The following is an 11,943-nucleotide window of genomic DNA, read 5'->3' on the forward strand; positions in this document are numbered from 1 at the left end:
GATGAACATGTTAATGCCATTTCGCAAAGTGGCAACCAGTGATCGCCCCCTGCGCTTTAACGAACAGTGGGATATCAAACATCTGGTTTCTAACCGACAAGATATCACAGCCGTTACCCCGCTGACTGCGGATTTAGCTGCAGAGATCAGAGAGGGAAACGTTGTGGATGTTCACGGCAAACTGACAGTAGGGGTGGACATGTTGTGCTCCCGTTGTCTCAAGCCGCTAAGTGAACATTTTCATATTGATTTTCATGAGCAATTCAAGCAGGGAAAACAGCCTGAGGAATTATCTGAGGATGACGATACGCTCTATGTGGATGAGGATAGCGTTGATCTGAAAGGTTATGCCGAGGAAGCTTTTCTGCTGGATCTTCCGTTCGTACCGCTCTGCAATGAGACATGTAAGGGACTCTGTCCCAAGTGTGGTCATGAGCTGAACGAAGGTGACTGCGGTTGTGATAACCAGGTTATTGATCCGCGGCTTGCAGGACTCAAGGATTTTTTTAAATGAGCATGATTGAAAATCGAACGTAACAACTACCTGCAAAGGTTGATTTTGATAAGGAGGTGGGAATAATGGCAGTACCTCAACGGAGAACGTCCAAGACGCGTCGCGACAAACGTCGCACTCACTTTAAATTGGCTGTACCGGGCATGGTGAAATGTGAACAATGCGGCGAATTGAAGCTTGCTCACCACGTGTGCAAAGTGTGCGGAACGTACAAAGCAAGAGAGATCATCTCTCAATAATAGCTGGACATTAAGCAGCACTTCATTTCGATGAGGTGCTGCTTTTTTTGTGTGAACCCAAGTCGATAACATGCGAATGCTGGAGCTGTTAAGAGGAATAGGATCGCTAATCGGCACTTTGCTGAAGTGAGGTGTTTTTGTTAGTCCAGCCTTTCTTTTTGACACGGGATGAGATATACTATAGTTTAGTACCAGGTTCTAAGATTTGACGTTACATACAGATGAACATACACTTTTATGAGAAACGCCCTTGGGTGAACGGGGATTGCGCTATATAGAGAAGTAAGACTTGCAGGACTGAACTGACTGTAGGGGCAGTCCTGGAATGAACAGCGGGGGGTGTCAGGCATCGAGCGTTTACCGAAAAGACAGAGGCAGCAGCAGTTAACCAAAATGATAGATGAGAATCCGTTTGTGACCGATCAGGAGCTTACACGTCAATTAAAGGTAAGTATTCAGACAATCCGTCTTGACAGGCTGGAACTTGGAATACCAGAGCTTCGGGAACGGATGAAATTGATGGCAGAGCGCTCGTATGATCAGGTGCGCTCACTTCCCCTGCATGAAATTATCGGTGATATCGTAGATTTACAGCTGGACAAGAGCGGGATATCCTTATTTGAGATCAAAGAAGAACATGTTTTTTCAAGAACAGGTATTGCTCGTGGACACTACGTCTTCGCACAAGCCAATTCGCTGGCAGTCGCTGTCATTAATGATGAGATTGCACTAACGGCTTCTGCGGATATACGTTTTGTCCGTTCCGTGCGTCTCGGGGAGAAATGCATTGCGAAAGCTTATGTGAAATCAATTCCGGGCCAGAAGGGCAAAGCAAAAGTTGAAGTTTTCACTTATGTTGGTGAAGAAATGGTGTTCCAAGGCAATTTTGTAATCTATCATTCAGGTGGAGAAGACAGCAAAGAAGGAGGGCATTTGGAATGAGAATCGTCATTGATGCCATGGGAGGCGATCATGCCCCTGCGTCAACCGTAGAAGGGGCCGCTGCCGCTGCTGCGGAATGGGCGGACACACAAATCGTCCTGGTTGGCGACGAAGCCAAGCTTGAACCTCTTTTAAGTCAGTCTGGAGCAAAACCGGCCAACTTGAGCATTCGGCACGCTTCCGAAGTGATTGGTTCGGATGATGAGCCGGTAAAAGCGGTGCGTCGCAAAAAAGATTCCTCCATGGTTGTAGCTGGACGTATGGTCAAAGAGCAAGAAGCCGATGCCATGATTTCGGCAGGGAATACGGGAGCGTTAATGACGGCTGGATTGCTTGTTGTAGGCCGGATGGAAGGGATTGAACGTCCTGCGCTTGCGCCGATGATTCCCACAATGGATGATGTGGGCGTGCTTGCTCTTGACCTGGGTGCCAACATGGATGCTAAACCTGAACATTTGGCACAATACGCGCTGATGGGCAGTTTGTATCGACAAAAAGTGCAGGGCATTGCTTCTCCAAGAGTGGGATTGCTCAACGTGGGTACAGAGGCAGGCAAAGGGAATGAGCTGACCAAACATGCCTATCCACTTCTGGAACAGCTTCCGATTCGTTTTGTCGGGAATGTGGAGGCGCGTGATGTGCTTACTGGCGCCTGTGATGTGCTGGTATGTGACGGATTTGCCGGCAACATTTTGCTTAAATCACTGGAAGGCGCGGCAGGCGCTATTTTTGGTCTGCTCAAAGAGAAATTTACTTCATCCTTCAAAAATAAACTGGCCGCGGCTGTGCTGATGCCGGAATTACGAGGGTTAAAGAGCAAGCTTGATTATACAGAGCACGGTGGAGCCCCTCTGTTAGGTTTGAGTGGTTTGGTCGTTAAAAGTCATGGTTCGGCGGATGGCAATGCGATCAAAAACGCGGTGCGTCAGGCACGGATTGCAGTACAAAACCAGCTGGTGGACAGCATATCTAAGGAAATTCGCGGGAAGTGAGTGACGATATGAATAATTTACGCCCGGTAGGGATTATAGGTACAGGCAAATATGTGCCAGAGAAAATTTTGACAAACAGTGATCTGGAAAAAATGGTTGATACGAATGACGAGTGGATTGTCAGCCGTACAGGAATTAGGGAGCGGCACATTGCTGCACCGGATCAAGCCACTTCTGATTTGGCTTATGAGGCAGCGTTGAAAGCACTTGAATCTGCTGGCATGACAGGCAGCGATCTGGATCTGATCATTGTTGCAACGATTACACCGGACTCCTCTTTCCCTTCAACGGCCTGCATTTTGCAGGATAAGCTGGGAGCCAAGGGTGCTGCCGCATTTGATTTGTCCGCAGCTTGTTCCGGGTTTGTATACGGTCTTGCAACGGCAACCAGTTTCATTCAAAGCGGCATGTACAATAATGCGCTTGTTATTGGTGCAGATTGCTTGTCACGCATTACAGATTATACAGACCGCAATACCTGTGTCCTCTTTGGTGACGGAGCGGGTGCTGTCGTTGTTGGTGAAGTGCCGGAAGGTCGCGGTTTCAAAGCATTTGATCTTGGTGCAGAAGGTGCGGGAGGCAGTCTTCTGCATATCGAAGGTGGCGGTTCGCGCCTGCCGGCAAGTGCGGAGACGATTGAGAATAAAAAGCATTATATCTATATGAACGGTCGTGAAGTATTTAAGTTTGCCGTTCGTGTCATGGGTACAGCAACGATTGAAGTGCTTCGCAAAGCTGGCTTGGATCGTACCGATGTAGATTTGTTCGTTCCGCATCAGGCGAATGTACGAATTATTCAATCGGCAATGCAGCGGCTGGAGCTGCCTGAAGAGAAAGTTGTTGTCAATGTAGACAAATATGCGAATACGTCGGCAGCATCCATTCCACTTGCACTGGTCGAAGCTGCAGAAGAAGGTCGTATGAAAGCTGGAGACACAGTACTGATGGTTGGTTTTGGTGGCGGTTTGACATGGGGCGCATCCGTACTCGTATGGTAATCTAGACAGCTGGAGGATGAATGAAATGAGTAAAATCGCTTTTGTATTCCCTGGACAGGGATCACAGAAGGTAGGCATGGCCAAGGATGCATATGAGTCCGTGCCTGCAGCCGCGGAAATTTTTCGCACAGCAGATAAAGCTTTGGGTTTCTCGCTGAGCAGCCTGATCTTTGAAGGACCAGAGACCGAGTTGAAACAGACATCCAATACGCAGCCGGCTCTGCTTACAGCAAGTATCGCACTGCTGGAGGCATTCAAGGAAAAAGGGATCGAGGCAGACTACACTGCAGGGCACAGTCTGGGTGAGTACAGCGCACTGGTGGCTGCTGGAGTTCTCTCCTTTCATGATGCTGTGCAAATTGTTCGGGCACGTGGCCAATATATGGAAGAAGCTGTTCCAGGCGGTGAGGGAGCGATGGCTGCTGTGCTGGGTGCGGATCGGGAAGCGCTGGGGGTGCTTTGCCGTGAAGTGTCTGAGAGCGGTCATGTGGTTGAACTGGCTAACATGAATTGTCCGGGACAAATCGTTATTTCAGGTGTAAAGGAAGGCGTGGCTGCCGTTTCGGAACGTGTGAAGGAAGCGGGCGGCAAACGCGCTATAGCACTTGAGGTAAGTGGACCGTTCCACTCCTCTTTGATGAAAGGTGCTGCGGCGAAACTTGACGATAAGCTGAGCACGGTTACGTTCTCACCTGCAAAGATTCCTGTAGCAGCTAACGTGACTGCAAGAGCTGCTGAAGATGGGGAATTTCAGAATTTACTTACAACCCAGGTCTATTCTCCGGTTTTATGGGAAGACAGTGTGACATGGCTGATTGAGCAGGGTGTGGATATATTTATCGAGATTGGTCCAGGCAGTGTATTAACCGGTTTGATTAAAAAAACAGATAAAACCGTAAAATTATACAATGTAAACAGTCTCGAAACATTAGAAGCAGCTGCTGCTGATCTGAAAAAGCATTAAATCACATAAGTAGAACGATTTATTTACAATTTAACGGAGAGGACAGAAAAAACCGGAAAAGCGAAGTTAAAAGCTTTCTGAAAGAGAAAGCTGCATCCGAAGCATAACCTTCGCCCTTTATCACCGGATTTTTCCTTATAAGAGGAAATCGAAAAATCCGGGAATAACAGCGATTGAAAGGTTATTCTGTCACCTAAATGCTTGTTTAAATAACTTAAGTTCAACTTGTGTAGATTCAGGGAGAGGAGGAATGGTTATGTCTAAACCGTTGGAAGGTAAAAATGCATTGGTAACCGGAGCATCCCGTGGAATTGGCCGCAGCATTGCGCTTGCACTGGCTGAGGCGGGAGCAAACGTGGCCGTAAACTATGCGGGGAGCCAGGCTTCGGCAGAAGCAGTAGCGGAAGAGATTCGTGCAAAGGGTGTCCAGGCCATAACCATTCAGGCCAATGTAGGCCGGATGGATGAAGCGGAGCAGATGGTGAAAACGACGCTTGAAGCGTGGGGGAACGTTGATATTCTGGTGAACAATGCAGGAATTACCCGGGACAATCTGATCATGCGTATGAAAGAAGAAGAGTTCGATCAGGTGATCGAAACCAATCTCAAGGGGGTATTTAACTGTCTAAAAGCAGTAACCCGTCCGATGATGAAGCAGCGTTCAGGAAGAATTATCAACATCTCTTCTGTTGTAGGAGTACTGGGTAATCCTGGACAAGCGAACTACGTTGCAGCTAAGGCTGGTGTGATTGGTTTAACAAAGTCTTCTGCGCGTGAGCTTGCTTCTCGCGGGATCACCGTGAACTGTGTTGCGCCAGGTTTTATCGAAACCGATATGACCAAGGAATTGTCACAAGAACTGGTTGATGGTATGCTTAGCGGCATTCCGTTATCCCGTCTGGGACAGCCTGATGAAATTGCTGGTGTGGTCACATTCCTTGCATCAGAAGCTTCATCTTATATGACAGGTCAAACACTGCATGTCGATGGCGGCATGTATATGTAAATTTCCTGGACTTGAGTCAAAGTCGGGGAACAGGCGCTGGACGATCCGAAATGCCGGAAAAAGGCCGGATTCCCCGGCCGGGAGCCGCATATGTCTTCTATGGCATTTTGCCTGCGATTCTCGTATAATACCTAGGAGGAGGTGAACCGGATGTCCGATGTATTGGAGCGTGTAAAACGCATCGTCGTCGACCGCTTGGGCGCAGACGAAGCTGAAGTTACACTTGAAGCATCTTTCAAAGAAGATTTGGGTGCTGATTCTTTGGATGTAGTGGAATTGGTCATGGAATTGGAAGATGAATTCGATTTGGAAATCTCTGATGAAGATGCAGAAAAAATTACGACCGTAGGTGAAGTTGTAAACTACATACAATCTCATACCTAAAGTCAATTCAGTCCCGCTCCTGTTTTCGAACAGGCGGGACTTCTCATCATTCATTGGTTTTTCACATCCCGCAGACAGGGGTGCTGCGCTGATCTTTGGAACTGCGTCATGCATCCGGGTTTGCGGATATTCCCACAAAATAATTGCGTAATGCAGTCGATATAGAGGTGAGTCGGTTGAAACAAAGAGTCGTAATTACCGGAATGGGCGTAATGACATCGCTCGGAAAAGATTTAGAGACATTCTGGGGCAGTTTAATGGCAGGAAAGTCCGGAATTTCTCAGATTGAGGCATTTGATGTTAGTGAATACACGACACAGATTGCAGCCGAGATCAAAGATTTCAACCCGGAAGAGTACATGGATCGAAAAGATGCACGGAAGATGGACCGTTTTGTACAGTTTGCTGTGGCAGCCGGTTTCAAAGCCGTTGAAGATAGTGGTCTGAAAATTAACGAGAATATTGATGCAGAGCGTTTTGGCGTATCGATTGGTTCTGGTATTGGCGGATTGGGAACTTGGGAGGATCAGCACAATGCACTGCTGCAAAAAGGTCCTAAACGGGTCAGCCCATTCTTCATTCCGATGATGATTTCCAATATGGCATCTGGACAGATGTCGATTTCACTTGGTGCCAAAGGTCCGAACATTAACGTCGTTACCGCTTGTGCAACAGGAACACACTCCATTGGGGATTCGTTTAAACTCATTGCAAATGGTGATGCAGATGCGATGATCTGCGGTGGTGCTGAAGCAACCATCAGACCAACAGGGCTTGCAGGTTTCTGTGCGATGCGCGCGATGTCTACACGCAATGATGACCCTACGAAAGCAAGCCGTCCTTTTGATACAGGTCGTGACGGATTTGTTATGGGTGAAGGTGCCGGAATTCTGATTCTGGAATCTCTGGAGCATGCTCAGGCTCGCGGCGCACGAATCTACGGTGAAGTCATCGGTTATGGTCTGACAGGTGATGCTCACCATATGACAGAACCAGATCCAGATGGAGCAGCACGGTGCATGACAATGGCACTTCGTAATGCTGGCATCCAGCCTGAAGAAGTGGATTACATCAATGCGCACGGGACTTCGACACCGGTAGGTGACCGTTCCGAAACGCTGGCCATCAAAAAGGCGTTTGGCGATCATGCGTACAAGCTTGCCGTCAGCTCAACGAAATCCATGACAGGCCATATGCTTGGTGCTGCAGGTGGGGTGGAGGCTGTGATCTGCAGTTTGTCTCTGACAAATCAGACACTAGCTCCGACAATCAACCTGGAAGATCAGGACCCGGAATGTGATCTGGACTACGTGCCTAACGTTCCACGTCAAACCAAAGTCAATATAGCCATGTCCAATTCGTTTGGATTCGGGGGTCACAACGCCACCATTATTCTCAAAAAATTTGAAGCATAAGGGGCTAGTTCGTTTGAGTGAAGATCTGAAGCAATTACAACAAAAACTTCAAATCAAATTTGACAACAGGCAGCTTCTAAAACAAGCGTTTACCCATGCTTCTTATGTAAACGAACACCGGTTCAGTCAGCATCAGGATAACGAACGTTTGGAGTTTCTGGGCGACGCTGTGCTGGAGCTGACTGTATCGGAGTACTTGTATCATTTGTATCCTAACCGTCCGGAGGGCGAGCTGACAAAGATGCGGGCATCCATTGTTTGTGAACCTTCCCTCGTCAAATTTGCTGAAGCACTTAATTTTGGACAGTATGTACTTCTTGGAAAAGGTGAGGAATTAACTGGAGGACGTACACGTCCAGCTCTTCTGGCGGATGTGTTCGAGTCATTCATTGGTGCTTTATATCTTGATCAGGGTCTTGAGCCTGTGCGGGCATTTCTGAAACAGCATGTGTTTCCGTTAATTGTTGTTGGCAGCAAGCTGCAAATGAGTGATTACAAAACAGAGCTGCAGGAACTCACACAGCATCACAATATGGGGGCTCTGGAATACCGAATCGTAGAAGAGCGGGGACCAGCCCATGAACGTGAGTTTGTCTCAGAGGTCCATATGGGTCAAGAACGGCTTGGCCGTGGTACAGGACGTTCCAAAAAAGAGGCGGAACAACAAGCGGCATCTGCGGCGCTTGAACGTTTGAAGCTTCCGGAAGCCTGATCGTACCAAGGCAGCGCTTAGACAAACGAAGAGCAAAGAGCAGCCCGCGGGCCCGCCCCGGCGGAAGTAATCGGCCGGACTGCTTTTTGCTCTTTTTTTTGTAAAGAGACTCGGGGGGAATCCTGGATTTTTAACTAGGTGCAGCATGCATTATTTTGAAATTTGCAAGAGGAGGTGACGAGAAGCCCTATGTTTCTAAAACGAATTGAATTGGGTGGATTCAAGTCATTCGCCGACAAAACGGAAATGGAGTTCGTTCGCGGCATTACAGCTGTGGTGGGCCCGAACGGAAGTGGTAAAAGTAATATATCCGATGGTATTCGCTGGGTACTGGGAGAGCAGAGTGCCAAGTCACTTCGCGGTGGTAAGATGGAAGATGTCATTTTTGCAGGCAGTGATGCTCGTAAAGCGGTCAATTACGGTGAGGTGTCACTTACGCTGGACAATGAAGACCATGCATTAGCGCTGGATTTTGGAGAAGTGACGGTAACTCGTCGTGTCCATCGCAGCGGGGATAGCGAGTATTTTATCAATAAACAATCCTGCCGTCTGAAAGATATTACGGAATTATTTATGGATACCGGTATCGGTAAAGAGGCATACTCGATCATTGGACAAGGACGAATTGAAGAGATTCTGAGTACTCGCTCCGAGGATCGTCGTGGAATTTTTGAAGAGGCTTCGGGGATCGTTAAATACAAATCTCGTAAAAGGGATGCAGGACGCAAACTGGATGAGACGGAGCAGAATCTGCTGCGCATCCACGATCTGGTGACCGAGCTTGAGGACCAGATTGCTCCGCTGAAAGAACAATCGGAGAGAGCCATGCATTATAAACAGCTTCGTTCTGAGCTTAAATCGCAAGAAATTTCGATGTATGTGTATCAGATTGAACAGATTCATGCCTCTTGGAGTAAAGCAAGTGAACGTCTGGAATCGCTCAAACAGGAAGAGGTGGGTCTGGCTGCAGTTGTATCGACCCATGACGCAAAGCTCGAGAACGATCGAAACGCACTGCGGCAGCTGGAAACTGAAATAGAGGAACTGCAATCTGCTTTACTGCAATTCAGTGAGGCAACGGAGAAAAGTGAAGGGCTCGGGGAATTGCTGAGGGAACGCGCGCGTCATTTGCAGACGAATCAGGAGCAGCTGAAGGAAACGCTCGCAGTAAGTGAAGAGAGACATCGCGAACGTGAATCCGAGCTGCTTGCCCTGCGGGAGAAGTTTGGCAAAATTGAGCTGGAACTGGCTGACGTCAAGAATCGTTTGTCCGAAGAAGAAGCCAAGCTTGTTGGTGTTACCGGTGGGATAAGTCAGCAGCAGGAGGAAAGTCTGAAAGGAAATCTGCTGGAGCTGATGAATCAGATGGCCCAGGCACGTAATGAAATTCGTTACGTGGATCAGCAAAAGGAAACCCTTGAGCGCAGAATGAACCGCGCATCCGAGGAATCCGGCAAATGGGAAGAACAGAAACAAATGCTGGAAAGCCGAAAAGCTGAAATTCAGAAAAAAGTCGTTCAGTTAGGTAAGGAAATCAGTGAACTTCGCGGCGGATATATTTCGGAAAGTGAACGTCTGCAGTCTTTGCAAAAGCTCTTGGAGGAAAGCCGCAGCACAGTTCGAAAATGGGAACAAAAGCGTGAAGCGCAGGTTTCTCGTAGAGATACGATGAAAGAGATGCAGGATGATTTTGACGGCTTTATGCTGGGGGTAAAAGAAGTACTCAAAGCGTCGCGTAAAGGTACCCTGAACGGGGTACATGGCGCTGTGGCAGAACTCGTCAAAGTACCCGAGAAGATTGAGCTTGCTGTAGAGACGGCAATGGGTGCCGCGCTGCAGCATATCGTTATGGAGAATGAGGCAGTATCAAGGCAGGCAATTGCTTTCTTGAAGCAGCGTCAATTAGGACGTGCAACATTTCTTCCGCTGGACGTTATTCGTCCTCGTTCAATCGGTGCGGGTGAACGTTCGATGGTTGAGGGTATGGACGGCTTTGTCGGTATTGGTGCAGAACTTGTGCAGTATGATTCAAGATATGCCTCGATCATCGGCAGCCTGCTTGGCAATGTCATTATTGCCGAATCCCTCGAATACGCGAATAAAATCGCGGCACGCTGTCAGTATCGTTTCCGTGTAGTAACTCTTGAAGGGGATGTCGTCAATGCTGGCGGTTCCATGACAGGAGGCAGTCAGCACAAAAAAAATGGCAGTCTGCTCAGCCGCAAGCGTCAGCTGGATCAGCTGGATCAGGATATTCTGGATACCGAGCAGCAGATTGTGAAACTGCACCGCGGTGTGGACGATGTGAAGGCTCAGTTAGAGCAGTGTCAGGACAACCTGGATCAGCTTCGCCAGTCTGGCGATGATACCCGGAATGCAGAACAGCAGGCCTCCATGGAGATGAAGCAGATTGAACATGAACTGCGTCATGTGTCGGAGCAGGTTGCTGCAGCAGGCCAGGAGAAAAGCGGATTTACCGAAGAGATCAAGGAACTGGACAAGTCCCGGATGGAAGCGGAGAAAAAGCTGGAGCAGCTTGAAGAAGAAGAGAAAGCGACACACCGTGCGATTCATGCGGCCGAATTTGCCCGGAAGGCCAATGAGTCTGCAAAAGAAGAACTCCAGAGCCAGCTGACTGAACTTAAAGTGCGGGAAGGCAAGTTGGATCAGGAACGTTTCTCTAATGAGGAGCAGCTGCGCAGGTTGGAACGCGAGGTGGATTCACTTGTTAAAGATCTTCGCCAGAATCGCACGCTGCTTGCTTCCATGGAAGCTGATTTCAAGAAAACACAGACTGAAAGTGTAAAGCAGATCGAAGATCTGAACGAGTACAGGCTCAGAAAGACTAAGGCATCTCAGGAACTGGACTTTAAACGTGCAGCCCGCAGTGAACTGTCGAAGAAGCTGGAGCTGGCCGAGAGTGAAACGAAGGAGCAGCGCACACAGCTCAAAGCGGTAGAAGAGCAGATGCGTCAAACCGAAATTTCCGTGAACCGGCTGGATGTTGAGCTGGAAAACATACTGCGGAAGCTAATGGATGAATATGAGTTAGGTTATGAGCTTGCCAAAGAGCGTTATCCGGTGCCGGAGGATGTGGAGAGTACTCAGGCAGAAGTGCAGAAGTTGAAACGTGCGATATCGGCACTTGGCGATGTGAATCTGGGTGCAATCGAAGAGTTCCAGCGCGTGAATGAGCGGTATGAATTCCTGAATGAACAGAAAAATGATCTAGTGGAAGCCAAAACGACACTGTATCAGGTCATTCGGGAAATGGAAGATGAAATGGCAAAGCGCTTCAAATTTACGTTTGATGCGATCCGCCGTGAATTCGGCACCGTATTTACGAAACTGTTTGGCGGAGGACGTGCTGACCTGGTTCTGATGGACCCTGAGCGGCTCCTTGAAACAGGTATTGATATTGTAGCTCAGCCTCCAGGCAAAAAACTGCAAAATCTGCAGCTGTTGTCCGGTGGAGAGCGAGCCTTGACGGCTATGGCTCTGCTCTTTGCAATTCTGCATGTGAAACCTGTACCTTTCTGTGTGCTGGACGAAGTCGAGGCTGCACTGGATGAGGCCAACGTTGTTCGTTTTGCTCAGTACCTGCGCGAGTTCTCTGAACAAACACAATTTATTGTAGTTACCCACCGCAAGGGCACCATGGAAGAAGCAGATGTTCTGTACGGGGTTACGATGGAAGAGGGCGGCGTATCCAAACTTGTTTCGGTAAAACTGGAGGACGAGGAAGCCGAAATTGCCTGATCGAATCAACTGCTGAGC

The 11,943-nt window shown here is 48.4% G+C and carries 11 protein-coding genes; all 11 read left to right on the plus strand.

What is annotated here, in order from left to right; all coding sequences use genetic code 11:
• Positions 1 to 7 precede the first annotated feature (7 nt).
• The 11 genes from MKY97_RS10765 to smc all read left to right on the plus strand — a co-directional run bounded on the left by MKY97_RS10765 (position 8) and on the right by smc (position 11,925).
• The gene (locus MKY97_RS10765) at positions 8 to 514 is read left to right on the plus strand and encodes a DUF177 domain-containing protein (protein WP_342555427.1); all 507 of its coding nucleotides are present in this window, start codon (positions 8 to 10) and stop codon (positions 512 to 514) included.
• Positions 515 to 579: 65 nt separating this feature from the next.
• The gene (gene rpmF, locus MKY97_RS10770; protein ID WP_090923906.1) at positions 580 to 753 is read left to right on the plus strand and encodes a 50S ribosomal protein L32; all 174 of its coding nucleotides are present in this window, start codon (positions 580 to 582) and stop codon (positions 751 to 753) included.
• Positions 754 to 1,146: 393 nt separating this feature from the next.
• The gene (gene fapR / locus MKY97_RS10775; protein WP_240036837.1) at positions 1,147 to 1,695 is read left to right on the plus strand and encodes a transcription factor FapR; all 549 of its coding nucleotides are present in this window, start codon (positions 1,147 to 1,149) and stop codon (positions 1,693 to 1,695) included.
• Positions 1,692 to 2,687: a phosphate acyltransferase PlsX gene (plsX, locus tag MKY97_RS10780; RefSeq protein WP_342555428.1), complete on the plus strand. Its 996-nt coding sequence runs from the start codon at positions 1,692 to 1,694 to the stop codon at positions 2,685 to 2,687. The genes fapR and plsX overlap by 4 nt, the downstream gene beginning before the upstream one ends.
• A gap of 8 nt (positions 2,688 to 2,695) precedes the next feature.
• On the plus strand, positions 2,696 to 3,685 hold the full coding sequence (locus tag MKY97_RS10785) for a beta-ketoacyl-ACP synthase III (protein ID WP_342555429.1): 990 nt from the start codon (positions 2,696 to 2,698) through the stop codon (positions 3,683 to 3,685).
• 25 nt (positions 3,686 to 3,710) lie between these two features.
• A complete protein-coding gene (gene fabD, locus MKY97_RS10790) occupies positions 3,711 to 4,649 on the plus strand; it encodes an ACP S-malonyltransferase (protein WP_342555430.1) in 939 nt (312 codons plus the stop codon).
• Between the two features lie 256 nt (positions 4,650 to 4,905).
• Positions 4,906 to 5,655 carry a 3-oxoacyl-[acyl-carrier-protein] reductase gene (gene fabG, locus MKY97_RS10795; RefSeq protein WP_342555431.1) on the plus strand — a complete coding sequence of 250 codons (750 nt, stop codon included), beginning with the start codon at positions 4,906 to 4,908 and terminating at the stop codon, positions 5,653 to 5,655.
• 150 nt (positions 5,656 to 5,805) lie between these two features.
• Positions 5,806 to 6,039 carry an acyl carrier protein gene (gene acpP, locus MKY97_RS10800; RefSeq protein ID WP_024630176.1) on the plus strand — a complete coding sequence of 78 codons (234 nt, stop codon included), beginning with the start codon at positions 5,806 to 5,808 and terminating at the stop codon, positions 6,037 to 6,039.
• Positions 6,040 to 6,215: 176 nt separating this feature from the next.
• Positions 6,216 to 7,454 carry a beta-ketoacyl-ACP synthase II gene (gene fabF, locus MKY97_RS10805; protein ID WP_342555432.1) on the plus strand — a complete coding sequence of 413 codons (1,239 nt, stop codon included), beginning with the start codon at positions 6,216 to 6,218 and terminating at the stop codon, positions 7,452 to 7,454.
• A gap of 13 nt (positions 7,455 to 7,467) precedes the next feature.
• Positions 7,468 to 8,166 (plus strand): ribonuclease III, encoded by a 699-nt coding sequence (gene rnc, locus MKY97_RS10810; protein WP_342555433.1) that lies wholly within the window; start codon positions 7,468 to 7,470, stop codon positions 8,164 to 8,166.
• Between the two features lie 189 nt (positions 8,167 to 8,355).
• Entirely contained in the window at positions 8,356 to 11,925 is a 3,570-nt protein-coding gene (smc, locus tag MKY97_RS10815) for a chromosome segregation protein SMC (protein ID WP_342555434.1), read from the plus strand.
• Positions 11,926 to 11,943: the final 18 nt, after the last annotated feature.

It is taken from the genome of Paenibacillus sp. FSL R7-0652, from assembly GCF_038595045.1.
Taxonomy (GTDB): Bacteria; Bacillota; Bacilli; order Paenibacillales; family Paenibacillaceae; genus Paenibacillus.

What these genes read in the sequence shown, in the direction of transcription:
- MKY97_RS10765 (WP_342555427.1), top strand. Translation starts at nt 8, where the DNA reads ATGTTAATGCCATTTCGCAAAGTGGCAACCAGTGATCGCCCCCTGCGC.
- rpmF (WP_090923906.1), top strand. Translation starts at nt 580, where the DNA reads ATGGCAGTACCTCAACGGAGAACGTCCAAGACGCGTCGCGACAAACGT.
- fapR (WP_240036837.1), top strand. Translation starts at nt 1,147, where the DNA reads ATGATAGATGAGAATCCGTTTGTGACCGATCAGGAGCTTACACGTCAA.
- plsX (WP_342555428.1), top strand. Translation starts at nt 1,692, where the DNA reads ATGAGAATCGTCATTGATGCCATGGGAGGCGATCATGCCCCTGCGTCA.
- MKY97_RS10785 (WP_342555429.1), top strand. Translation starts at nt 2,696, where the DNA reads ATGAATAATTTACGCCCGGTAGGGATTATAGGTACAGGCAAATATGTG.
- fabD (WP_342555430.1), top strand. Translation starts at nt 3,711, where the DNA reads ATGAGTAAAATCGCTTTTGTATTCCCTGGACAGGGATCACAGAAGGTA.
- fabG (WP_342555431.1), top strand. Translation starts at nt 4,906, where the DNA reads ATGTCTAAACCGTTGGAAGGTAAAAATGCATTGGTAACCGGAGCATCC.
- acpP (WP_024630176.1), top strand. Translation starts at nt 5,806, where the DNA reads ATGTCCGATGTATTGGAGCGTGTAAAACGCATCGTCGTCGACCGCTTG.
- smc (WP_342555434.1), top strand. Translation starts at nt 8,356, where the DNA reads ATGTTTCTAAAACGAATTGAATTGGGTGGATTCAAGTCATTCGCCGAC.